Genomic DNA, 24027 nt, shown 5'->3' with positions numbered 1-24027 from the left:
CAAAAAATAAACAGATAAAATCGAGCAGGACGAGAACATCAAACACTGATATGATTATTAAGCATGGGAGATTCCCTGTCTGCCGACAGGCAGGCATGTGACCATTAAGAAACAATTATAAACACATGAAAGCACTTTTATTCCTTTTTATAAGTTTCTTGTTCATCGCCGGCTTTTCACATGCCCAGGATGACAGAACTGACAGGTTGGGGATCGGGATTGGACCCGCCAAAATGTACGGTGACAACACGGGCGTACACAGCAAGTTCAAATTTAAAGTACTTCCTGTTTTATCCCTCGATTACAACAAAAAGATTGAAACCCACTTCGATGTTAAGGCAACATTAGGATGGCAGATGGTGAATAGCGGAGATTTTTACAATACCGAACAAATAGACAAAATCGCTGAATCCAATTTACCTCATGCTTTTAGGGGAAATATATATTATGCAGATGTCATGCCTGTTTATCACATTAATCCAAACCAGAGTGGATACCTTCCTTCTTTGATTAAAGTTTATACCGGATTGGGGCTGGGCTATTTTTACTCCCAAAGAACAGATGAAAGATTGATTCTGAATGACCCTTTAAGAAGAACTGAAACTTATTCCGCTTCTGATTCCGGAATTTATCTGCCATTTAGATTGGGAATATACAAAGATCTCCAATCAGATGCTGATATAGGGTTGGAAGCAACTTTAGTGGTGAGTCCTTTTTCTGAATTGGAAGGAAATGATCAGCAACAAAAAAGAATTAAATCAGATATGCTGATGCAATTTCAATTTTTCTACAGGATTTTTATTGGAAAATAATCCTGTGAACTGACAAACAGCCTGCGGATAGGTTAAAAACCTATCATTTGGTATTTAATTTTCATTTAAACTTTTTAAAAAGCCCATATCTGTTTAGATTTAAAAGTTATTGTCATTAGCGATTACTTTATGAAAATCAACAGTTATGTGTTATTTCTTTCCTTGGTTGCGGCTTTGGGAGGATTTTTATTCGGTTTTGATACCGCGGTTATATCAGGAGCCGAAAGGCAGATTCAGGAAGTTTGGAATTTAAGTGACTGGAGCCATGGCCTGGCAGTGGCCATAGCCCTTTACGGTACAGTTATCGGAGCCCTTTTTGGAGGCATACCAGCAGACCGATATGGAAGAAAAACATCGTTGATATGGATAGGTGTCCTGTATTTTATTTCTGCTTTGGGATCTGCAGTTGCCCCTGAAGTAAATTCCTTTATGTTCTTCCGTTTTATCGGAGGAATAGGGGTTGGAGCTTCTTCGGTGGTCGCCCCCATGTACATCAGCGAAATATCCCCTGCAAAGAACAGGGGGCAGCTGGTGGCCTTATTTCAGTTTAACCTTGTTTTTGGGATTTTGGTGGCCTACTTTTCCAACTACCTGATCGATATCAGTATTACCGTCAGTAGCTGGCGATGGATGTTGGGCGTAGAAGCCATTCCGGCCTTGATTTATACACTCCTGGTATTGAAAGTACCGCAAAGTCCAAGGTGGCTGATTGCTAAAAAAGATGATTTCGAAAAAGCAGAAAAAATACTACAGAAGACTGATCCCGAAGGGGTGGATGAAGCCATCAGGTTGGCGCTTGAAGAGAAAAAATTGACCAGGGTTAAAGTCGGCTTTATGGCGTTATTTCATTCCAAATACATTAAAATTACCATGCTGGCCATATTGATAGCACTTTTCAATCAATTATCAGGGATTAATGCCATCATTTATTTTGCTCCAAGGATATTTGAGATGGCAGGAATAAGTGCGGAAAGTGCATTGCTATCCACCGTAGGGATTGGTGCAGTGAATATGGTGGCTACCTTGTTTGGTCTTTATTTAATCGACCGCATCGGTCGAAAAAAACTCATGTACATGGGCTCTGTAGGCTATATCATTTCCTTGATATTGATCGCTTATTCTTTTTCCGGAGGACAAATCAGCAGTGCCTTTTTACCCATTTTCGTTTTCATGTTTATTGCTTCTCATGCCATTGGTCAGGGAGCTGTAATATGGGTGTTTATTTCTGAGATTTTCCCCAACGAGCTCAGGGCTTACGGGCAATCCATCGGCAGCTTCACGCACTGGATCCTAGCGGCCATCATCGCCAACGTATTTCCCTTACTTGCCAATCAATTCGGTCCGGTAATCATCTTTGGTTTCTTTGCCCTGATGATGGTGCTGCAGTTGTTATGGGTAACTTTCAAAATGCCGGAAACAAAAGGCAGGTCGCTGGAAGAAATTCAAAAAGATTTTATCACAAAAAATGCATAAAAAAATAATCTGTTTCGGAGAAATGCTATGGGATATTTTTCCAAAAGAAAGTATCGCCGGAGGTGCGCCTATGAATGTGGCCCTTCATTTGGCTCACCTGGGAATGGATGTTAAAATGATCTCTGCCATTGGTGAGGATAAATTGGGCAAGAAATTGCTGTCATTTATTAGAAAATACGGGCTTTCAGAAGATTTTATTCAAATAAATGCTACCTATCCCACCGGAACGGTGAATGTAGATGACAGGGATAAGGAAAATATAAAATATGAAATAGTTAAACCAGCCGCATGGGATTACATCCTATGGTCTGAAGAAATGGACAAAGCGGTCAGGAATGCAGATGCCTTTATTTTCGGCACTCTGGGAGCAAGAAATGAGACAAGCAAAGCTACACTTGAAAAACTCCTGGAAACACCAGTGCTAAAGGTATTTGACATCAACCTCAGACCGCCATTTTACGCTGCAGATTTGTTGGAATACCTACTGAAAAAGGCGGATATACTCAAGTTAAACGAGGATGAGCTTACCTTGCTGGCAGATTTTTATGACCTTCCCAATAAGATGGAGGCTGCGCTTGAAAAATTAACAGAACTTTTCGAATTTGAAATGATTTGTATAACCTTAGGCAGTAAGGGCGCTGCTATTTACCAGGAGGGTGAAATAATCAGCCATCCGGGATATCCTGTAGCTGTAAAAGACACCGTTGGCTCCGGAGATGCATTTTTAGCAGGATTTGTGAGCAAATACCTTTCCAGGGAATCCCCGGAAAAAATCCTTGATTTTGCCTGTGCCCTGGGCGCTTTGGTGGCTACATTCAGTGGTGGAACGCCGCAGTACAACGAATCGGACATCAGCCAGATAAAGGACCTGTAAACAAAAAACCCGAAAACAATTTAAATTCAAATTTGTCTCCGGGTCTGAATGCAACTATTGGCAAACCAAAATAGTTGATAAATCTGCTATCCTGGTTCCGTATTAAATCCGAAATATGCATTAGAAATCTACTGCGGACTAAAAACGCTTTAAACTCAGCCGCTTCACTTTCCCCTTTTCGGGCGAACCTTAGCGTTGACCAGGTTTCAGTCTCCGAAGTGACTGATTTCCTGCATCCTAAGCCCTTCCCGATTTTATAGGGGACAGACTGTCAGGAACCTTGATGCGATGAAACGGTTTAAAAGCTGATACCTGCAGATAGCTTGAATCCTCTGTTATAGACATCTGCATCAGAATCCTTGAAAACCGGTGTCAGACCAAGGTCGTAACTCGCCTGCAGATTCAACCCCACAGGCAGGTTATACCCCAATCCAATTACCAATCCCGCATCCAGATCATTGATGCTTTCCGTTTCCCAGCCATAAGTATTGCCCAATGCATCAGCTTCGAAAGTGGAATTTAATAATAACGAAGCCTGAGGGCCTACAAAAAAATTCACTCCTTCGGTGGCATAAAGGCGAAACAAAACTGGAAAATCCAAATAATTCAACACCGCCCTGGAATTGACCATGTCGTCATTTTGAGTTCCTTTAACGGAGTAATACAACCCCGGCTCTATCGAGAACTTATCTCCGAGGAAACTGTTTCCATAAATTCCTGCATGAAATCCCACCCGATTGGTGTATTCATTGCTACTGATGTCAGATCCACTCCAGTTGAATAAATTGGCTCCTCCACGGATCCCGAACCCTGACTTACTTGTATCATTTTGTGCCTGAACAAGGGCTGTACATGAGACAATCATTGAAAATAATAATACGATCTTTTTCATGGTAAATAATAAGTTGGTTAATTACTTACACCAGGAAACCAATTTGATGCCAAAAATCGTTTGTTTACGGAATCAAGTCTCAAACCCCTAAATATGAGTTGAATACATAAATCTAAAAGTTTTATCGTACAATTACCTAAAATTATTTTAGGTATTAAACCACCCTTTTTTCGATATAACTGGAATTAAGAATGGCCAAAGCACCCATGTATTTTAGGTGAAATTTGATCAGGTCACCCACTTTGTAATTTTTCGGGTTTTCCCCCAGATTGATGATCAGCATATCCGAACTGGCTCCCAGTATCTCAAAATCCCCATCTCCCGCAATCAGGTATTTGGGGTCTACATCCAATAATCCCAAGTCCAGAATTGCCCGAAATGAAGATTTTCCATACAAAGATTCATCTATTTCTGCCACCTCTCCCTGCGGATTTGTGGCCAGGCTACCTGTAGGAAGCAGGGGTTTCTCCTGCATTTCAATGATCTCAGTAAACAATTCGAAAACATTCGGATTCATCCCTTCAATGGTCTTTTCTTCAAATAGGTCTGCTCCAAAATACAATGTCTCTCCTACCCTAAAGTGATTGACGCCTTTGGGGAGCTGTTGGTGCAGCATCAATGGAATGGTCACGGAAGTACCTGCAGATACCCAGGGGATTTTCTTATTGAATTTTAGTTCTATGATCTGTTTGTAAAGAGAAAGTTGAATCAGCTTGTCTGCTGAAGGCATCACCCCATTCAGACAATTGAGATTGGTACCCAGCCCGATTACTTCAAGATTTGGCAGGTCAAAAACCTTGGCATAAAAATCAATCAAATGGTCGCCCATGACACCCTCCCTGAGGTCGCCCGTCTCCACCATAATGATTATTTTGTGTTTTTTATCCTGTTTGACAGCTTCTTCACTGATCCAGCGTATGGTATTCAATTCGCTGTTCAGACTTACATCAGCGTACCGGACCATATCCGAAATGTTCCTCTTGGAAGGAGGTTTGATATAAACCGTTTGAACGGCGGAATTGATTTCCTTTACCTTTGCAAGATTACTGATCCGGGAGTCATGGATTTCATCGGCCCCCATATCAATCAACTCTTTGATATATTTTCGATTACCGCAGAGAATTTTAGAAACCACTCCCCAGGACACATCATTATCATCGAACTCTTTCTTCAAAAATTCGAAGTTTTCCCTTAGCTTATCACGATATAGGTTTAAAAACGCCATTTTATTTTTTTAGTCTCATTTCAAGATATTTGTTTGTAAACCCCAGTTTCTCGTAAAGAAATTTAGCGGGATTATCCGGCTCAACATGTAAAGCGATGTCACCATGAGCCATATCTATTGCTGTTTGCATCAATTTTTTTCCTAATCCTTTCCCTCTTTGGGAAGCATCGACAGCTATGTAAACGAGGATATTTTCAGGAATATAACCCGACATCCCGGTTTTATTTACGACTACAGTCCCAACGATCTTGCCCTCCTCTCTGGCCATCACAACGAATCCCCCTTTATCCCCGGCCTGGTCCAGGGCATAATCCAGGCAACGCATGATATGCGTCTTAGGATCACCGTATTGATCCAAATGTTGGAATAAAAAATCAGCTATTTCGTTTTTTTGTAAATAGGTGGCATTATCAATTGCTGAAAGTGTTTCAATAGTAGACATTTACCTTATATTTTGTTTTTTTATATGTGACTTACTTTCTTAGCTTATAAACAAGCAAAAACACTGCTAAAGATGAAAAAACCCCGAAAAAGTTGGGATCCAGACCAAATGGCAGGTTTAGGTCAAACATGGATAGCCCGGCAGTGATGCCTCCCCCAATGATCATTGAGGCCATGGCAGCCACAGGAGACCGCATATTCCAGAAAAGTCCTGCTATGATAGGTACCAGTAAGCCTGATACCATAAAAGCATAGGAATACAACATCAATTCCAAGACATTTGTCATTTGAATGGCAATAACCAGGGCCAATGCACCTATAATTAAGGTAAATAACTGGCTCATTCGCATGACAAACCCGTCATTTTTTGTTTTCAGGTACCTCCCGAATATATCCGTGGTAAGGTTTCCGGATGCTGCCATCAGACAGGAATCAGCCGTAGACAGCACTGCGGAAAAATACGCTGACATCATCAAGCCCATGATTCCTGGTGGCAATACAGTGCTCAACAATATGGGAAGCCCCATCTCTGGATCCAGGTCGTCCTGACTGACTGCAATAAGCCCCTGCTCAAATGCCACCTTGGCCAAAAGTCCTAACGAAACACCCATGAAGGCCATGATGGGCCACTCAAATAATCCGGCAATAAACCAGGCTTTTTTAGCAGATTTCACATCTGTACTGGCAAAAATCCGTTGATACAAAGTCATCCCTACAAACCAAATGGGTAAAATGGTAATCCCCCAATTGGCCAGGTCTTGCCAACGCAGATTGGCCAGGGAAAAATATTCAGCCGGCAATGTTTCTCTAATGGCTTCCCAACCTCCAACATGAAAATAAGAAACCGGAAGACCAATAAAAATAAACCCAGCCATAAGGACAATCCATTGAACTGTATCGGTATAAATGACGGCCTTTAGTCCTCCCAATACAGTATAGACCACAGCGATAATTCCCATGATCAAAAGCGCTACATTGAGATCCAGTGGTTTGAAAGTTCCTGCCGCTAATTTGGCACCCGCCAAAAGCTGAGAAGAGGTGAATCCCAGGTAGCCGACAAAACAAATGACCGCGGCCAGTATTCCCACCTTCCTGTCAAAAATGTGTTGAAAAATCTGGGGTAGGGTATAAAATTTTTCAAAGTCCGGGTTGGATCTAACCCTTGGAATGAGCAACACGGCAGCCATCCATGCGCCCAACAGTCCGGTAAATAACATCCAACTGCCGGACAAACCCATCAAAAAACCTAGTCCGCCCAGCCCTACAGAAAAACCTCCCCCTACATCGGTGGCTACTACAGAAAGTCCTATGTGCCAACTTCCTATGTTTCTACCGCCTACGTAATAGTCATCTTGTCCGGAATTTTTCCTCATGAAATAAAACCCTACCCCGAGCATTAAAATCATGTAAACAATGAAAATAGATAAATCTATATAAGACATTTTTCTTTGGTTAGGTCTATAAATTGCTTCTTATGAAAACAATAAAATTTTAAAAATCCTAATCCTGAGCAAAATGATAGCTAAGAAAAAGGCTGGACACACTCAGAATGAGATAAAAAAAAGACCGGAATTCCGGTCTTTTAAAGTATTTATTGAATTTTTAGACATTCTCCGTACTCAGAGATGCTGAAAAATATTCCCTATTCATCCTTGCAATATTGCTCAGTTTGATTTCTTTCGGACATTCAGCGGAACATGCTCCGGTATTGGTACATGCACCAAAACCTTCTTTGTCCATTTGGGCAACCATTTTCTCTGCCCTTTCTCTCTTCTCCACTTTACCCTGGGGCAATAAAGCCAACTGAGAAATTTTTGCTGACACAAACAACATGGCAGAGGCATTTTTGCAGGCAGCCACGCAGGCTCCACAACCAATGCAGGTTGCGGCGTCAAAGGATTCGTCAGCTATCACTTTAGGTATAGGTATTTCATTGGCATCTGGAACACCCCCGGTATTGACTGATACATATCCTCCTGACTGAATGATCCTGTCAAATGAACTTCTGTCTACTACCAAATCTTTTACAATGGGAAAGGCATTGGCACGCCAGGGTTCGATGGTGATGGTGTCTCCATCCTTAAAAGATCGCATGTGTAACTGACATGTGGTCGTTTGATGGGGTCCATGGGGCTGTCCATTGATATAAAGGGAACACATTCCGCAAATACCCTCACGACAGTCATGGTCGAAATGTACCGGATCTTCACCTTTGTCGGAAAGATCCTCATTCAGCACATCCAACATTTCCAAAAAAGACATGTCAGCAGAAATCCCACTAATTTTATATGTTTTAAAACCACCCTTTTCAGATGGATTTCTTTGTCTCCAAACTTTTAAAGTAAGGTTCATTTTTTATGAATTTTAGGTTACAATCAATTATTTGTAGCTTCTTTGGGTTAGTTTGACATTTTCGAATACCAGCTCTTCTTTGTGCAAAACTTCATCTTTGCCATCTCCCTGATACTCCCAGGCAGCTACATAGGCAAAATTTTCATCATCCCGCAAAGCTTCGCCTTCGGGTGTCTGGTATTCATCCCTGAAATGACCTCCACAGGACTCATTTCGGTGTAAGGCATCATCTATCATCAACTCGCCCAACTCCAGAAAGTCAGCAACCCTATGCGCCTTTTCAAGGGATAAGTTTAATTCTTCTCCGGTCCCCAGCACTTTTACATTGGACCAGAATTCTTCCTTCAGTGACCGGATCATCTCTTTTGCTTTCGTAAGCCCTGCTGCATTTCTGGCCATTCCGCAGTGATTCCACATGATCTTTCCCAGCTTTTTGTGAAAGTGGTCAACTGTTTTGTCTCCATTTATGGTAAGCAGTTGCTTTACCCTGGCTTTTACATCATCCTCTGCTTTCTTGAATTCGGGATGATCTTCGGCAATTTTTTCATAAGGCAAATTGGCCAAATAATCTCCAACCGTATAAGGAGCAACGAAATAGCCATCAGCCAAACCCTGCATGAGCGCAGAAGCCCCCAGACGGTTGGCACCATGATCTGAAAAATTGGCTTCACCAAGTGCATAAAGTCCGGGAACAGATGTCATCAGGTTGTAATCTACCCAAAGGCCTCCCATGGTATAATGTACCGCCGGATAAATCTTCATCGGTGTTTGGTAAGGATTTTCGCCGGTAATTTGTTGATACATATCAAAAAGATTACCATACTTACCCCTTACAGCATCCTCACCATCCCTCTTAATGGCATCCCGAAAATCCAAAAATACAGCCTCCCCGGTTTCATTTACACCCCGGCCTTCATCACATACATATTTGGCGTTTCTGGAAGCCACATCCCGGGGTACAAGGTTACCGAAAGAAGGATATTTGGTTTCCAGATAATAATCGCGTTCTTCTTCTTTAATGTCTTTTGGCGCAATTTCCTTTTTTCTGAGCTTTTCTGCCATCTCCTGGGTTTTTGGAACCCAAACCCGGCCATCATTTCTTAAAGACTCCGACATCAAGGTCAGTTTTGATTGGTGGTCTCCGGAGACAGGAATACATGTTGGGTGAATCTGTGTGTAGCAAGGGTTGCTGAAAAAAGCACCTTTTTTATGTGCCCTCCATGCTGCAGTTACATTGGAACCCATGGCATTGGTAGAAAGAAAAAACACATTCCCATACCCGCCGGTACAAAGCAATACCGCATGGGCACTATGTGATTCAATGGCTCCGGTGATAAGGTTTCGGGTAATGATTCCCCTGGCCTTACCATCTACAACCACTACATCCATCATCTCTGTCCTGGGATATAACTTTACCTTTCCGTTTGCTACCTGTCTGCTAAGTGCAGAATAGGCACCGAGCAACAACTGCTGTCCGGTTTGACCGCGGGCATAAAAAGTCCGGGATACCTGGGCGCCCCCAAAAGACCTGTTGGCCAAAAGACCACCATACTCCCGGGCAAAAGGAACTCCCTGAGCTACGCATTGGTCTATGATATTTACCGATACCTCCGCCAATCTGAAAACATTGCCTTCTCTGGACCGATAATCCCCTCCTTTAATGGTATCATAAAACAACCGGAAAACAGAATCTCCATCATTCTGGTAATTTTTTGCTGCATTGATGCCACCCTGAGCCGCAATGGAATGGGCCCTTCGGGGACTGTCCTGGAAACAAAATGCCTTTACATTGTATCCCAACTCCGCAAGTGAAGCAGCAGCAGAGGCCCCCGCAAGGCCGGTTCCAACCACTATAATTTCATATTTTCTTTTATTGGCAGGATTGACCAATTTTACATTAAATTTATGTTTAGTCCACTTCTCAGCCAAAGGACCACTGGGTATTTTTGAATCAAGTTTCATTAATATTCAAATTTAAATTCCCTTTATTTTCTATTTTCAGTCAGTTAACTGCTTTGTAAAAACATGACTATTGGTATCAAGGCAAATAAGGCCGGAACGATGATGGCAAAGCCTATTCCCAGTTTTTGGATAAAGGGTGTATATTTTTTATGATTTACACCCAATGTTTGAAATGCACTGGAAAATCCATGAGACAGATGGAAAGCCAAAACTGCCATACTGAACACATAGAAGATCACGTAAATAATATTTCCAAATGCTGCCGAAACGATAGCAAAACCATCTTTGTAGGTTACTCCATCGTAAGTGACATAAGGCATTTCACCAAACTTAAATTCATACCAAAAACCCCTCAAATGGATCAGGATAAAAATCAAGATTAAAGACCCAAGGATTCCCATGTTTCTGGAGCTCCAGGTGCTGTTGGCAGAACTCTTGGTAACGGCATAGCCCACCGGGCGGGATTTTTTGTTGTATCTTGTAAGGATGGCGGAATAAATGGCGTGCAAAGCTATGAAACCAAAATTCACAATACCTACTATCCTTATCAAAGGATTACTTGCCATGGTTTCAGCGTAAATATTGAAGGATTTTCCCCCATCAGGAATCAGCAATTGTAAATTCCCCGCTAAATGAACCACTAAAAACAAAATCAGAAATAATCCCGTAAGGGCCATTAACAATTTTTTGCCCAGTGTACTATTTAAGGTTTTAAATACCCAACTCATATAATTTTTTATTATTATGGTTTGATCAAAGTTATTTATTAAAGCCAAATTTACATTTGGAATCAATAGCAAACAATCAAACCATAATCAATGCTCTTATTTTAAATAGTTCTAAATAAATGTGTCTCTATTTCAAAAAATCTAACCAAAGCAACATGGGCTTTGTTCATTAAAATCAATAAACATCTGGAAAGTGAAATTAAAAGGTAACAGGAAAGGTATAACAAGTTAAATCCATTCATGAGATACTGCTGTCTTACAAAATAAACAATCAGAAAATAGTATGCTGCAAGGAGCGTTAACAAAAAACAAGTCTGAGACAGGTTCTATTTCCAACTATCTGCTTAAATAAATTTTCAAAGAAAATGAAATATTCCTAATAAAGATATAATTTAGGGTAACCATTGAAAAAACAAAAACGTTTTGTTGTTAGGCATAGTTGTATTGGGGTAAAGCAGACTACAATTTTAACAAATCGTTTTGAGCGCATAGTGGTTCAATAGGCAGAAATAAATGCGGAACTTGAAATCAAGCATGGAGCAAGCGACACAGAAAGGGAGGATTATGCAACATGCCGGGTTCTCCTGAATCAATTTTCCTGAAATAGGTTCGGGGCAGGTTGGGACAGGTTATCCTTACCTTTATTGCGGAACAAGTTTTGGCCGCTAAAAGACAATTATAAATTTATGAAATACTGTTATTTTCTTTTGGGGTTACTCGGCATTATGATCGCCTCAATTTCTACCACCTGGGCTACCCACATCAGAGCCGGGGAGATTATTGCTGAAAGAATTTCTACTCAAACCTTAACGTATAAAATTACTGTAGTGGGATATACAGATACCCGTTCCACGGTAATATTTGGTCCTGGGGAAATTGATTTTGGAGATGGCCGAAAAGAAGTTTTAAATACTGAAAGTGATTTTAATGTAACAGAAAGTCTCGGCGACAACATAGAAAAGAATATTTTCGTGATTACCCATACCTATCAGGGACCTGGTAATTACACCATTCGTTTTATGGAGTTCAACCGGAATGCCAATACGTTAAACATGGATCAATCGGTGGATACGCCGTTTTACATTGAAACGATGATCAGAATTGATCCTTTTTTGGGTGTCAATAATTCTCCCATACTGACCATCGCTCCTGTAGACAATGGGGCTGTGAACCAAACCTATATCCATAATCCCGGAGCTTACGATCCGGATGGAGACAGCCTGGCTTATGTACTGGATGTTCCAAAACAAGCTTTTCAAAGAGAAGTAAACAACTACAGAAGCCCGGCTTCGGGGGAATTCAGTTTTACCAGGCAGGATGGCACCACTCCCCCGTTTCTTGAACTTGATCCAGTGACCGGAGATTTAGTCTGGGACGCACCCGGCATCGCGGGTCAGTACAATGTGGCCTTTCGGATAGAGGAGTGGCGGTTTGTTGCCGGAGAATGGGTCCGCATAGGATACGTATTGAGGGATATGCAGATCATAATAGAAAATACCGATAACCGAAGGCCCGAATTAATCATGCCAGAGGACATTTGTGTAGAGGCCGGAACCAATATTACCGAGATATTTCAAGGCTTTGATCCGGATGGAGATCCTATCATGATCGAAGTGTTTGGTGACCCTATTGAAATCACCTCTTCTCCTGCTTCTTATAATCCTGAATCCATTTTCCAGCCTTCTCCCGGAATCATCAACTTTGAATGGCAAACCATATGTAACCATGTTCGGGCAAGAAATTATCAGGTAAGGGTACGTATCCGGGACCAACCCCAATCAGGGCCTTCACTTGTTGATATTCAAACCTGGAACATTACTATAGTGGCACCACCGCCAGTTCCCTTTGCCATCGAGCAGCAACAGGGAAGATCTGCTGAACTGGAATGGGACCCGTATATCTGTTCCAATGGGGCAGAAACCATGCAGGTATGGCGTAGGATCAATAGTGATCCCTATGAACCGGATTCCTGTGAAACCGGTATAAGACCCGGTTATGAATTGGTAGGCACTACCAATATAGAAGAAATTAGTTTCACTGACACCAATGAGGATATGGGGCTTAGTCCGGGTAACACCTATTGTTACCGATTGGTGGCAGCCTTCCCAGCTCCAAGAAGTGGAGAAAGTTATGTTTCTGAAGAAATTTGCATCACTGTAGATGTGGATGTCCCGATCATTACCAATGTAAGTGTAGAGAATACTGATCCTGAGTCGGGAGAAATGCTTGTAAGATGGACTCCTCCTTACGATATTGACACTGACCTTTATCCAGGACCTTATTCCTATGAATTGATTCGGAACCAGGGATTTATGGGCCAGAGCAATACCACTTCCCTGATTACCACCACTGATACGGTATTTACAGATACAGATTTGAACACGGAAAATCTGGTTTATAATTACAAAGTAATCCTGATTTCGGAGGATGAAAAAATCGATACAAGCAGCATTGCCTCCTCAGTTAGGGTAGATCCTACCATTATTAACGAAGCCATTGAGCTCAATTGGAGTTTTAACGTTCCCTGGAACAATGAAGTCAGTTCTTTCCCCCATTTGATATACAGAAACAGGACTGACCCGGAAGCAAATGACACTGAAAATTTTAGTCTGATTGCAGAGGTAGATGTTACCCAGGAGGGATTTGTCTATCTGGATGATGGAAGCCACAATGGAATTCCATTGGATACAGAAAAAGAATATTGTTATTACATTGTAACCAATGGCAATTATAACCTGGATATTTTGACTTATCCTTTGGCCAATAAATCACAGGTGGTTTGTGCCAGGCCTGATGATGACCGCCTTCCCTGTCCACCTGTATTGACCTATGAAGGGCCTGAATGTGAAGCTTTTCTGGCAGACAAACCGTGTAATTTCAGTGATTTCTACCATGATCTAAGCTGGGAGCCAGACTTCTCGGGCAATTGTGATACCGAACTAAATGGTTACCGGATCTACTTTTCCGAAACAGGGGAGGAAGGAACTTTTAATCTTGTAAGCAATGTTTCCGTCATCAATACGGATACCCGGATCGATGGATTGTTAGAGTTAAAAGGCTGTTATTATATTACAGCCATTGACAGGTCGGGCAACGAAAGTGAACCGAGCAATATCGTTTGCGTGGATAATTGTCCCAATTATGAGCTTCCAAATGTATTTACCCCTGATGGGGACAATATCAATGAGACATTTCAGGCTTTTGACAATCCTTATGACAAATGCCCGAGGTTTGTTGAAGCTGTGGACATAAATATTTACAACCGATGGGGTGTAAAAGTACACCAGTACAATAGTACTCTGGCTGCGGAGAATAACATTTATATTAACTGGGATGGACGAGACACCGAGGGCAATTTACTTCCCTCAGGGACCTATTATTATGAGGCGACCATCCAATTCAATGTACTGGATGAAAGCCAACGGCAAAGAAAAATAAAAGGGACCATTCAGCTGATGAAATGACCCCGCAATTTAATGGGTTTTTTGATCCCTTAAATGGATAATAAATAGAGACTGAGGAGAGCGACACAAAGGAGGGATTCCCATTCTGAGAATCGCCCGAATCAATTTCCTGAAATCGGTTTCGGCAGGCAGGGACCGACCGGCTATTCCGAACTCCGTAGTGGTAGAAGTTATGTCCTTAAAAATGAATGTGTAAACAATAATAATTTTTGAAATAATTTAAGAGAGTAAAACAATAAATTTTAATTATGAGAGCCCACACTAAAACGACCCAGGATAGCTTAAGCCCCGAAGGGGCATTGACCATTTTAAAAGAAGGTAATGAGCGGTTTCTTAAAAACCTCAGGACCAACAGGAACCTGCTTCAAATGGTGAATGAAACCAGGGATGGGCAATGGCCATTTGCAGTAGTATTAAGCTGTATTGACTCCCGGACTTCAGCAGAGTTGATTTTTGACCAGGGATTAGGGGATATTTTCAGCGCCAGAGTAGCTGGGAATGTGGTCAACGAAGATATTTTAGGTAGCATGGAGTATGCCATAAAATATGCAGGATCAAAGTTGGTGCTGGTGCTTGGTCATACCAAGTGCGGGGCAGTAACAAGTGCCTGTAAAAAAGTCAAGGATGGGAATATTACGGCATTATTACATAAAATAAAGCCTGCAATTGACAGGGCATCTAAAGAGACCCGGGCCGAGGTAGATAGTCCGGAGTTTATTGAAAAAGTGGCTGAATTGAATGTATTTGAAGCCATGGATGAAATCAGGGAAAGAAGTACCATTATCAATGGTCTTGAAAAAGAAGGAAAAATCAAAGTGGTTGGTGCGGTGTATGATGTAGAAACCGGCCTGGTTACTTTTTATGAAGATTAGCAACACCCAAGGAGGTTAACAAATAAGGCAGGGAAACCCATGGTTTCAACCTGCCTTATTTTTTTGCTTATATTTGGAGGTTGAACCAACAAAAACATCTTTTTATCATGGTAGCTTATGTATTTCCGGGCCAGGGAGCCCAATTTCCCGGTATGGGAAAAGACCTTTACGAAAACAGGCCTGAAGCCAAAAAATTATTTGATCAAGCCAATGAGATTTTAGGTTTCAAAATAACAGACATCATGTTTGAAGGCACAGCTGAAGCCCTGAAGCAGACCAATGTCACCCAACCCGCAGTATTTCTTCATTCTGTTATTGCAGCACTCACTTCAGAGACTTTCCATCCCGATATGGTGGCAGGTCATTCATTGGGTGAGTTTTCCGCATTGGTAGCCAATGGTGTACTAAAATTTGAAGATGGACTGCAGCTCGTACACCAGAGAGCCCTTGCCATGCAAGAGGCTTGCGAAATCAACCCCTCTACCATGGCAGCAATATTGGGCCTTGAGGATGAGCAGGTGGAAAACATCTGCGCCTCCATCAAAGACCAGATAGTGGTGCCCGCCAATTACAACTGTCCCGGTCAGTTGGTCATATCAGGCAGTCTGGAAGGCATACAAATCGCCTGTGAAAAAATGAAAGCAGCAGGGGCAAAAAGGGCCCTTCCCTTACCTGTTGGAGGGGCATTTCATTCTCCGCTGATGGAACCTGCCAGGGTGAAGCTTGAAACGGCCATCAACAATACCACATTCTCCACACCTATTTGTCCGGTTTACCAGAATGTAAGCAGTGCTGCGGTATTGGATATTGCAACCATCAAAGAAAACCTGAATGCCCAATTGACTGCTCCTGTAAAATGGACCCAATCTGTACAAAACATGGTTAAAGATGGTGCCTTAAAATTCATTGAATGTGGGCCAGGAAAAGTCCTTCAGGGATTGGTCAAGAAAATTCATAAGGAAGCAGAAGTAGGTGCCCTGGAATGATGCGCCAGATTAGCCGTCAGACACTGGTCTGACGGTTAATCGGTCTTCACATCTCTCTACTAATTCACGGTGAGTTAATTTATTTACAGGGTGTTGCTCCTCGGGCAAAATCTCTGTCAATGGGATTAAAATAAAATTCCTGGAAAGCATCAGCCTGTGAGGCACCTGAAGCCGGTCTGTATGAATGATGCTATTATCAAAATACAGGATATCAATATCCATGGTCCTGTCTCCCCATTTCAACACCCTTTTTCTCCCCAATCGGTTTTCTATTTCCTGAATAAAGTCCAATGTTGCCTCTGCTTCCATGGAAGTGTGCAAAACAAGTACTTGATTGAGAAATGCTGCCTCTGAATTCCCACCCCAGGCTGCAGTCTCATAGATTTGAGACGCATGTAGCAGTTTCATTTTCTTAACCAGTAATTCCATTGCCTTCCTGATTAAAGCAAGCCTGTCTCCCACATTTCCGCCCAAACTCAAAACCACCCTGTGCATAGCAAATTTTATTGTTCCGAAATACCCCAGTTTTATCAAAAATAGGTTAATTTTGGAACTTAATAAAACGGATAATATTTATGAAATTTTTGAGCAACGTTTTGGCAGTAATTGTAGGGTTACTAGTTTTCTGGGTGCTCGCATTTTTTATTATCGCGGGAATTATCGCCATCAGTGCGGGTTCACAAGAAGTTACTGTTAAGGAAAACTCCCTTTTACACATCAATTTAAATGGGGTAAACATTGTTGAAAGGGCTCCCGAAGATGATTTTTCTTTGCCGCCACTTCCTTTTTTGGGTGAAGTAGCCAATGTGGGATTAAACCAAATCCTGAACGCCATAGAGGCAGCAGAGGAAAATGAGGATATTAAAGGTATTTACCTGGAAAGCGGGCTAATTGCGGCCGGACAATCTCATATTCTTGAAATCAGAAAAGCTTTGGAAGATTTTAAAGACAGTGGGAAATTCATTGTTGCTTATGGGGAATATTTTTCGGAATCAGGTTATTTTCTTTGCTCTGTCGCTAACGAAATTTATCTCAATCCTATCGGGGACCTGGAATTCAATGGCTTCGCAGCCAACAGTATTTTCCTTAAAGGCCTTTTTGAAAAAATAGAAGTTAAACCGGTTATTTTTCGTGTTGGGGAATTTAAAAGTGCCATCGAGCCATTTATTTTGGAAAAAATGAGCGAAGAAAACCGGCTTCAAACCAGTGTTTATCTGGAAGACCTGAATGAGGTTTTGGTAGCGGAAGTGGCCAGGAGCCGTATGATCCCGGAGGATAAAGTACAGGAAATAAATGATAACATGCTGGTCAGAACCAGCCAGGACGCTGTAGATTTAGGATTGGTAGATGCCCTTTGGTACGATGATCAGGTGAAAAACAAGCTAAGGGAAAAATTGGGCCTGGAGGAAGATGATGATATTAACAGTATAAACATATCAGGCCTTAATCAAACAACCAAAGAAAAGAACAGGTTGTCAAGAAATCAAATCGCCATAATCATGGCCGATGGGGAGATCGTTGGCGGAAATGCCCCTAATCAAATCAGTTCGGAAGTCTTTTTAAAGGAAATCCGAAAAGCGAGGAAAAATGAAGATGTGAAAGCCATTGTGCTGCGGGTCAATTCTCCCGGAGGCTCGGCTGTTGCATCGGAGGTCATTTGGAGAGAATTATCGGAGGCCCAAAAAGAAAAACCCTTGATCGTTTCCATGTCCAATTATGCTGCTTCAGGAGGTTATTATATCGCTGCAGCTGCCGATACCATTGTGGCCCAACCCAATACCATTACAGGCTCAATAGGTGTTTTTGGCATTATGTTCAACACACAGGGATTACTGAACAATAAGCTTGGGATCACCACTGATGCAGTCAGCACGGGCACTTACTCTGATTTTTTAAATCCTACCAAAGAGATGTCAGAAAATGAAATGGCTATCATGCAAAATTCCGTTGAGAAAATTTATGACACCTTTATCAACAGGGTAGCAGAAGGAAGGGGAATGAGCAGGGAACAGGTAATTGAAGTAGCGGGTGGAAGGGTATGGTCTGGCAAAAGAGCCAAAGAGGCAGGCCTGGTGGATGTGCTTGGAGATTTTGAAGATGCCATTGGTATTGCTGCCAAAAAAGCCGGACTTGATGAAGACTACCGGGTCGTCTTGTACCCAAAACAAAAAAGTTTGCTGGAACAACTGCTATCAGATTTTGGGGCTGATGTACAAGGAACCTATCAGCGAATTACAATGGGATATTCATATGAACTGTTTCAGACCCTGGAAAGGGTGAATAGACTGCAGGGAAAAATGACTATTCTACCTTTTCAGTTAGAAATTAACTGAATAATTTGTAAACAAAATTAAATTTACCAATTTTAATTGTATTAAATATATTCAAAATACTGCAATGAATTCATTACTGATAAACTTCCTGGCAGCATTTTCTTTTCTGATCTTCCCTTTACAGATTGATTTATATGCCCAGGAAACCTACAATATCGCCACTTATAATATAAGGTTTGATAACCCGGGAGATGAAGGCAATCTTTGGAAAGACCGCTCGCCGCATATAATCAATCTTATCCGCTTTCATGAAATGGATATTATAGGAACCCAGGAAGGCCTGTATACCCAACTGGAGGATATTAGTAAGGACTTACAGTATCCATACATTGGCGTTGGTCGGGATACGGGTGGAAATGAAGGGGAGTTCAGCGCTGTTTTTTACAATCCCGACAAGTTTGAACTGCTGGATAAAAATACGTTTTGGCTCTCCCCAACTCCAGATAAACCCTCCAAGGGATGGGATGCAGCCCTCAATCGGGTTTGTTCCTGGGGGAAATTTCAAACAGAGGAAGGAAATGAATTTTATGTGTTCAATGTGCATTATGACCATATAGGACAAAAAGCCAGGGAAGAAAGCAGTAAATTATTACTGAAAAAAATCCAGGAAATCAATACAGAAAACCTGCCCTGTATAGTAACGGGTGATTTCAATGTAGAAGCTGATAATCCCGCATACAAAGAACTCCTTAAAGATGGTCGCCTGAAAGACAGCAAGGATGCCTCCAAAACCCCATCACATGGTACTCATGGTACATTTAATGCTTTCAATTGGGATTTGTTTCCTGACAGGAGGATTGACTATGTTTTTATAAGCGACGATTTCACCATTTCCCACCATGCCACGCTTACCGACAATTATGGGAAAAAGTATCCCTCAGATCATTTTCCGGTAATGGTTCGGCTCATGTTTCGGGAATAACCCTATCGAAATTTTCTTCCAGCGGTAAAATCCGGTGATTTTCCTTTTTTTTTAATTAGCCGGAGCAAATGGCATACCTTCAGCCATAATGTATTAATTTTGCCCTTCAAATTTAAAAATCGCATGGCACGTTCAACCAAATATAATCCCAGAAACGCTGAATCTAAATGGTACCAATACTGGATGGATCATGGTATGTTTCATTCAGAACCAAACGATCAAAAGGAAGCCTATTCAATAGTGATCCCCCCTCCTAATGTAACTGGAGTACTTCACATGGGCCACATGCTGAACAACACCATTCAGGATATATTGGTAAGAAAGGCTCGAATGGAAGGGAAAAACGCCTGTTGGGTACCAGGTACCGACCATGCGTCCATTGCTACAGAGGCCAAGGTGGTGGCCATGCTAAAAGAGAAGGGGATTGAAAAAAAATCCATTAGCAGGGAGGAATTTCTGAGGTATGCCTGGGAATGGAAAGAAAAATATGGTGGAATAATCCTTGAACAACTCAAAAAGCTGGGGGCCTCCTGCGATTGGGAAAGGACCAGGTTCACCATGGATAAAGACCTGAGTGAGGCCGTAATTCAGGTATTCGTAGATCTGCACCAAAAAGGAAAAATCTACCGGGGCATTCGAATGGTCAATTGGGACCCTAAGGGGAAAACAGCCCTTTCGGATGATGAGGTAATCTTTAAGGAAGTAGCTTCCAAACTTTATCACATTGCCTATCAAATTGAAGGGACTGAAGAAACACTTACTATTGCGACCACCCGTCCTGAAACCATCATGGCCGATGTTGCGATTTGTGTGCATCCCGAAGACCCCAGATATGCGCATCTGAAAGGAAAAAAAGCATTGATCCCATTGATCAATAAGCCCATCCCTATCATAGAAGACACCTACGTGGACATGACATTTGGAACAGGTTGCCTAAAAATTACACCTGCCCACGATATCAATGATTATGAGATTGGTATGAGACACCAACTGGAGGTGATCGACATTTTAAATGACGATGGTACCCTTAATGAAAAAGCCGGATTGCTGGTAGGTGAAGACCGTTTTATTGCAAGAAAAAAAATCGCAAAATTACTCCAAAAAGCCGGTCAGCTACCAAAAGAAGAAGATTATGCCTCCAATGTGGGGCATTCGGAAAGGACAGACGCTGTCATTGAGCCAAGACTTTCCATGCAATGGTTTTTGAAAATGGAAGAAATCACCCAACCTGCGCTCAAGGCAGTAATGGATGATTCTGTACGGTTATTCCCTCCAAAGTTCAAAAACATGTACAAAAGCTGGATGGAAAATGTACGTGATTGGTGCATTTCCAGGCAACTTTGGTGGGGGCACCGGATACCGGCCTATTACTTGCCCAATGGATCCTATGTAGTGGCTGCTTCCCCGGAAGAGGCAGTTCAACTGGCCAATAAACAATACGACCAACAATTTACCGCCAATGATTTAAAACAGGATGAAGATGTATTGGATACCTGGTTTTCCTCCTGGCTTTGGCCCATTTCTGTTTTTGACCCGGAATTTTTCAAAACAGGAAAGAAAAATAAGGATTTAAGTTATTTCTACCCTACCAATGATTTGGTCACAGCCCCGGAAATTCTTTTCTTTTGGGTAGCCAGGATGATCATCGCAGGCTATGAATATACAGGCGAAAAGCCATTCAGAAATGTGTATCTGACAGGAATCGTAAGAGATAAACTGGGCAGGAAAATGTCCAAATCTCTGGGAAACTCTCCAGATCCACTGGCGCTGATAGATACCTACGGAGCAGATGGAGTGAGAACTGGTATGCTGTTCAGCAGTCCTGCAGGAAATGACCTCCCTTTTGATGAAAAATTAGTCGAACAGGGAAGGAATTTTAGCAATAAAATATGGAATGCCTATCGTTTAATTGAGGGTTGGGAAGTAAAAACTGTAACGGGCCTTCCCAATGAAACCGCTATTCTCTGGTTTGAAAGCCGGTTTAATCAAGCCCTCTCGGAATTGACCGATCATTTTGAGAAATTCCGGATTTCTGATGCCTTGATGACTGTTTACAAGTTGATTTGGGATGATTTCTGTTCATGGTATCTGGAAATGATTAAACCTGATTATCAGCAACCAATAGACCAGGCAACCAAGGAAAAAACCCTCGTGTTTTTTGAAAACCTGCTGAAAATGTTACATCCCTTTATGCCTTTTATCACAGAGGAGTTGTGGCAGCAGATCAATAAAAGAAAAGAAGGAGAGGCCCTGATGTGTGCTGACTGGCCTAAACTAAAAGAATTTGACGAAATTATTATATCAAAGGCCCAGCAGGTATTTGAGGTGGTTTCCCAAGTCAGAAATATCCGGGCATCAAAAGGGATCTCTCCAAAGGAAACATTGGAAATGACCATTAACACCAAAAATGAGGATTTGTACCTGCAGTTTGGTGGGATTATTAAAAAACTGGCCAATATCCGGTCGATAAGTTTTGCTGAGAAGGAAGAAAATGCAGTAAGCTTTGTGGTAAAGGCGGATGAAATTTTTATTCCAATCGAAATACAGATAGATCCCGAACAGGAAAAAGAGATTCTGCAAAAGGAACTGGAATATACAAGAGGCTTTTATAATGCGGTATCCAGAAAGCTGGAAAATGAAAGGTTTGTCAACAATGCTCCTGAGGCTGTAGTCATAAAGGAAAAGAAAAAAATGGCTGATGCGCAGTCAAAAATAAATGCACTTGAAGAAAGCCTGAAAAAGCTGGATCAAATGTTTTAATTTTTAGGACCATGGCAAAAGGATTGGTCAATCCTTTTGCCATGGTCCGTTACAAAGCCAGCAACAATCTGCTTAAAATAAGTCCCAAATATACAGGTTATTTCTGCTTCAGGGTTCTGAATGTCTTATCATAAAGTTCAATCGCGTCATTTATGATTCTGGTGGCATCTTTTTTACCCAAAAAATCCTCAACTTTTACTTCCTTGTTTTCGAGTTTTTTATAGTCCTCAAAAAACCGGTGGGTTTCCTTCATCAGGTGGGGAGGAAGCTCGGAAATATCTTCAATATGGTTGACAGATTGGTCTTCAGCAGCTACAGCAATGATTTTGTCATCGGCCTCTCCGCCATCCACCATTCTCATCACACCAATGACTTTGGCTTTTACCAAAGTCATGGAAGGAATATCAATTTGAGATATGATCAATATATCCAATGGATCATGGTCTTCGCAGAAAGTCTGGGGAATAAACCCGTAATTTGCCGGGTAATGAACTGCGGAAAACAGCACTCTGTCCAAAAGTAGCATGCCTGATTTTTTGTCAAGTTCATACTTTCCTTTACTTCCTTTGGGTATTTCAATAATGCCCATTACATAGTCGGGCAAATCATCACCTATGCTTACATCATGCCAAGGATTAATCATATAAAAAACATTTTAATTACTATTAATTGAAGTGCAAATTACCTCCATTTTATATCTGAACAAAGGAAAAAAAGAAATTTTTGGCACATCTCAAATTAGCCAAGTCACCGGAATTCATGAATCAGACAATTAAATAAGGGCTATAGAAAAATAAAACTAAAAGGCCGGTTTTCGCAGGTTGTGGATAAAAAATAACAGGCTAATTATTATTCAAATCAGGCAGGTGCACCTGTACAGAAGTCCCTTTCCCTACATCTGATTTCAATACTACATTCCCCTTCAGCTGTTCTACCGATTCTTTGACCATGTACAGACCAAGTCCCGACCCCACATTCCTTTGGGTAGCCCTGTGAAAAAGATTAAACACATCCGACTGATGTTTTTCCTCTATTCCAATACCATTATCAGCTAACTCCAAATAAGCCTTATTTCGGCTGACTTTTATGCATATGTGGATCCACCGCTTGCCATTTTCTTTCTGAAACTTATACGCATTACTAAAAAGGTTATTGAGGATTACACGGATTTTCGATTCATCAGAATAAAAGGGTTCTTCCTGGGAAATATCAAAACTCAGCTCAATTTCACTCAAATCCCATTTAAGTTGATAATCCTTCATCAATTGATCAAAAATCCCCTTAAAATCGATGGAAACTATTTTGTTTTCAATTTTTGTGGACCTGTAAAAATCAAGCATTTTATAAATAAAATCATCGAGTTTGAGAGTCGCCGAATCAATCATCTCAAAATACTCTACGATTCCAGGCTCATTAACTTCCATTTTAGCGAGTTTTGATATACCTGAAATACTCATCAAGGGCCCTCTTAGTTCATGAGATAAACTGTAAACAAACTGGTTCATTTCAGAATGCAGTTTTTCCAGCCGCTCATTTTTTTCTTTCAGTTCCTTTCTCGCATAGTATATTTCTGCTGCATTGATGACGGCATTTTTGATCTGCTCAAGATTCCATGGCTTATCAATAAAACGATAAACCTCTCCCCTGTTGATGGCATCAATTACACTTGAAATATCAGAGTACCCTGTAAGCAAAATACGGATGGGGTCCGGGTTAATTTTCACTAACCTTTCAAAAAACTCCACCCCGGTAATGCCAGGCATTCTCTGGTCGGCAATAACAACTTCGAATTCTCTGGTTTCAGCTATCTTCAATCCTTCCTCTGCATCCAAAGCAGTATGAACCTTAAAATCCCTACGCAATGCAGCCTTAAAAGAATTGAGGTTGTTATCCTCATCATCTATGTACAGCACATTGATTTTCTTTGTCAT

Annotated in this window: 19 protein-coding genes; 9 read left to right on the top strand and 10 right to left on the bottom strand. The window is 41.5% G+C overall.

The features are described 5' to 3' along the window. The first annotated feature begins 125 nt into the window (after positions 1-125). From HUJ21_RS01450 to HUJ21_RS01440, 3 genes are all read left to right on the top strand, one after another. The gene (locus tag HUJ21_RS01450) at positions 126-812 is read left to right on the top strand and encodes a hypothetical protein (RefSeq protein ID WP_291366713.1); all 687 of its coding nucleotides are present in this window, start codon (positions 126-128) and stop codon (positions 810-812) included. A 129-nt stretch (positions 813-941) separates the two neighbouring features. Then, on the top strand, positions 942-2285 hold the full coding sequence (locus tag HUJ21_RS01445; RefSeq protein ID WP_291366711.1) for a sugar porter family MFS transporter: 1344 nt from the start codon (positions 942-944) through the stop codon (positions 2283-2285). After that, positions 2278-3159, top strand: a complete 882-nt coding sequence (locus HUJ21_RS01440; protein WP_291366709.1) for a carbohydrate kinase — start codon at positions 2278-2280, stop codon at positions 3157-3159. The genes HUJ21_RS01445 and HUJ21_RS01440 overlap by 8 nt, the downstream gene beginning before the upstream one ends. A gap of 298 nt (positions 3160-3457) precedes the next feature. Here HUJ21_RS01440 and HUJ21_RS01435 read toward each other — a convergent pair whose 3' ends face one another. From HUJ21_RS01435 to HUJ21_RS01405, 7 genes are all read right to left on the bottom strand, one after another. Beyond that, complete coding sequence (locus HUJ21_RS01435; RefSeq protein WP_291366706.1) at positions 3458-4051, bottom strand: porin family protein; 594 nt, start codon at positions 4049-4051, stop codon at positions 3458-3460. Between the two features lie 154 nt (positions 4052-4205). Then, positions 4206-5276 carry an alanine/ornithine racemase family PLP-dependent enzyme gene (locus HUJ21_RS01430; RefSeq protein ID WP_291366705.1) on the bottom strand — a complete coding sequence of 357 codons (1071 nt, stop codon included), beginning with the start codon at positions 5274-5276 and terminating at the stop codon, positions 4206-4208. Between the two features lies 1 nt (position 5277). Further along, positions 5278-5718 carry a GNAT family N-acetyltransferase gene (locus HUJ21_RS01425; protein WP_166142381.1) on the bottom strand — a complete coding sequence of 147 codons (441 nt, stop codon included), beginning with the start codon at positions 5716-5718 and terminating at the stop codon, positions 5278-5280. 31 nt (positions 5719-5749) lie between these two features. Beyond that, the gene (locus tag HUJ21_RS01420; protein ID WP_166142379.1) at positions 5750-7159 is read right to left on the bottom strand and encodes a sodium:solute symporter family protein; all 1410 of its coding nucleotides are present in this window, start codon (positions 7157-7159) and stop codon (positions 5750-5752) included. Between the two features lie 160 nt (positions 7160-7319). Further along, the gene (locus tag HUJ21_RS01415) at positions 7320-8069 is read right to left on the bottom strand and encodes a succinate dehydrogenase/fumarate reductase iron-sulfur subunit (protein WP_166142377.1); all 750 of its coding nucleotides are present in this window, start codon (positions 8067-8069) and stop codon (positions 7320-7322) included. Between the two features lie 27 nt (positions 8070-8096). Further along, a complete protein-coding gene (locus HUJ21_RS01410; RefSeq protein WP_291366701.1) occupies positions 8097-10031 on the bottom strand; it encodes a fumarate reductase/succinate dehydrogenase flavoprotein subunit in 1935 nt (644 codons plus the stop codon). A gap of 44 nt (positions 10032-10075) precedes the next feature. Then, entirely contained in the window at positions 10076-10759 is a 684-nt protein-coding gene (locus HUJ21_RS01405) for a succinate dehydrogenase cytochrome b subunit (protein WP_291366699.1), read from the bottom strand. Between the two features lie 686 nt (positions 10760-11445). On the opposite strand from HUJ21_RS01405, the gene HUJ21_RS01400 reads away from it, so the two are divergent. The 3 genes from HUJ21_RS01400 to fabD all read left to right on the top strand — a co-directional run bounded on the left by HUJ21_RS01400 (position 11446) and on the right by fabD (position 16081). Further along, on the top strand, positions 11446-14223 hold the full coding sequence (locus HUJ21_RS01400) for a gliding motility-associated C-terminal domain-containing protein (RefSeq protein ID WP_291366696.1): 2778 nt from the start codon (positions 11446-11448) through the stop codon (positions 14221-14223). 248 nt (positions 14224-14471) lie between these two features. After that, complete coding sequence (locus HUJ21_RS01395; RefSeq protein ID WP_291366694.1) at positions 14472-15095, top strand: carbonic anhydrase family protein; 624 nt, start codon at positions 14472-14474, stop codon at positions 15093-15095. A 107-nt stretch (positions 15096-15202) separates the two neighbouring features. Beyond that, the gene (gene fabD / locus HUJ21_RS01390) at positions 15203-16081 is read left to right on the top strand and encodes an ACP S-malonyltransferase (protein WP_291366692.1); all 879 of its coding nucleotides are present in this window, start codon (positions 15203-15205) and stop codon (positions 16079-16081) included. A 9-nt stretch (positions 16082-16090) separates the two neighbouring features. Here fabD and folK read toward each other — a convergent pair whose 3' ends face one another. Then, positions 16091-16576: a 2-amino-4-hydroxy-6-hydroxymethyldihydropteridine diphosphokinase gene (gene folK, locus HUJ21_RS01385; RefSeq protein WP_291366690.1), complete on the bottom strand. Its 486-nt coding sequence runs from the start codon at positions 16574-16576 to the stop codon at positions 16091-16093. 80 nt (positions 16577-16656) lie between these two features. On the opposite strand from folK, the gene sppA reads away from it, so the two are divergent. The 3 genes from sppA to HUJ21_RS01370 all read left to right on the top strand — a co-directional run bounded on the left by sppA (position 16657) and on the right by HUJ21_RS01370 (position 22096). Next, complete coding sequence (gene sppA, locus HUJ21_RS01380; protein ID WP_291366688.1) at positions 16657-18414, top strand: signal peptide peptidase SppA; 1758 nt, start codon at positions 16657-16659, stop codon at positions 18412-18414. Positions 18415-18478: 64 nt separating this feature from the next. Further along, entirely contained in the window at positions 18479-19336 is an 858-nt protein-coding gene (locus HUJ21_RS01375; RefSeq protein WP_291366686.1) for an endonuclease/exonuclease/phosphatase family protein, read from the top strand. Positions 19337-19459: 123 nt separating this feature from the next. After that, complete coding sequence (locus tag HUJ21_RS01370; RefSeq protein WP_291366684.1) at positions 19460-22096, top strand: valine--tRNA ligase; 2637 nt, start codon at positions 19460-19462, stop codon at positions 22094-22096. Positions 22097-22193: 97 nt separating this feature from the next. Here HUJ21_RS01370 and HUJ21_RS01365 read toward each other — a convergent pair whose 3' ends face one another. Together HUJ21_RS01365 and HUJ21_RS01360 are read right to left on the bottom strand one after the other, a co-directional pair. Then, a complete protein-coding gene (locus HUJ21_RS01365; RefSeq protein ID WP_291366682.1) occupies positions 22194-22739 on the bottom strand; it encodes an inorganic diphosphatase in 546 nt (181 codons plus the stop codon). A gap of 199 nt (positions 22740-22938) precedes the next feature. Then, positions 22939-24027: a hybrid sensor histidine kinase/response regulator gene (locus HUJ21_RS01360; RefSeq protein ID WP_291366681.1), complete on the bottom strand. Its 1089-nt coding sequence runs from the start codon at positions 24025-24027 to the stop codon at positions 22939-22941.

It is taken from the genome of Cyclobacterium sp., from assembly GCF_014762705.1.
Classification (GTDB): Bacteria; Bacteroidota; Bacteroidia; order Cytophagales; family Cyclobacteriaceae; genus Cyclobacterium.
The sequence above is the reverse complement of the archived record's forward strand: the minus strand, read 5'-3'. Positions and strand labels throughout refer to the sequence as shown.

Excerpts from the sequence above, each read along its gene's own strand:
- HUJ21_RS01450 (WP_291366713.1), top strand. The coding sequence starts at position 126 with ATGAAAGCACTTTTATTCCTTTTTATAAGTTTCTTGTTCATCGCCGGC.
- HUJ21_RS01445 (WP_291366711.1), top strand. The coding sequence starts at position 942 with ATGAAAATCAACAGTTATGTGTTATTTCTTTCCTTGGTTGCGGCTTTG.
- HUJ21_RS01440 (WP_291366709.1), top strand. The coding sequence starts at position 2,278 with ATGCATAAAAAAATAATCTGTTTCGGAGAAATGCTATGGGATATTTTT.
- HUJ21_RS01435 (WP_291366706.1), bottom strand. The coding sequence starts at position 4,051 with ATGAAAAAGATCGTATTATTATTTTCAATGATTGTCTCATGTACAGCC.
- HUJ21_RS01430 (WP_291366705.1), bottom strand. The coding sequence starts at position 5,276 with ATGGCGTTTTTAAACCTATATCGTGATAAGCTAAGGGAAAACTTCGAA.
- HUJ21_RS01425 (WP_166142381.1), bottom strand. The coding sequence starts at position 5,718 with ATGTCTACTATTGAAACACTTTCAGCAATTGATAATGCCACCTATTTA.
- HUJ21_RS01420 (WP_166142379.1), bottom strand. The coding sequence starts at position 7,159 with ATGTCTTATATAGATTTATCTATTTTCATTGTTTACATGATTTTAATG.
- HUJ21_RS01415 (WP_166142377.1), bottom strand. The coding sequence starts at position 8,069 with ATGAACCTTACTTTAAAAGTTTGGAGACAAAGAAATCCATCTGAAAAG.
- HUJ21_RS01410 (WP_291366701.1), bottom strand. The coding sequence starts at position 10,031 with ATGAAACTTGATTCAAAAATACCCAGTGGTCCTTTGGCTGAGAAGTGG.
- HUJ21_RS01405 (WP_291366699.1), bottom strand. The coding sequence starts at position 10,759 with ATGAGTTGGGTATTTAAAACCTTAAATAGTACACTGGGCAAAAAATTG.
- HUJ21_RS01400 (WP_291366696.1), top strand. The coding sequence starts at position 11,446 with ATGAAATACTGTTATTTTCTTTTGGGGTTACTCGGCATTATGATCGCC.
- HUJ21_RS01395 (WP_291366694.1), top strand. The coding sequence starts at position 14,472 with ATGAGAGCCCACACTAAAACGACCCAGGATAGCTTAAGCCCCGAAGGG.
- fabD (WP_291366692.1), top strand. The coding sequence starts at position 15,203 with ATGGTAGCTTATGTATTTCCGGGCCAGGGAGCCCAATTTCCCGGTATG.
- folK (WP_291366690.1), bottom strand. The coding sequence starts at position 16,576 with ATGCACAGGGTGGTTTTGAGTTTGGGCGGAAATGTGGGAGACAGGCTT.
- sppA (WP_291366688.1), top strand. The coding sequence starts at position 16,657 with ATGAAATTTTTGAGCAACGTTTTGGCAGTAATTGTAGGGTTACTAGTT.
- HUJ21_RS01375 (WP_291366686.1), top strand. The coding sequence starts at position 18,479 with ATGAATTCATTACTGATAAACTTCCTGGCAGCATTTTCTTTTCTGATC.
- HUJ21_RS01370 (WP_291366684.1), top strand. The coding sequence starts at position 19,460 with ATGGCACGTTCAACCAAATATAATCCCAGAAACGCTGAATCTAAATGG.
- HUJ21_RS01365 (WP_291366682.1), bottom strand. The coding sequence starts at position 22,739 with ATGATTAATCCTTGGCATGATGTAAGCATAGGTGATGATTTGCCCGAC.
- HUJ21_RS01360 (WP_291366681.1), bottom strand. The coding sequence starts at position 24,027 with ATGACAAAGAAAATCAATGTGCTGTACATAGATGATGAGGATAACAAC.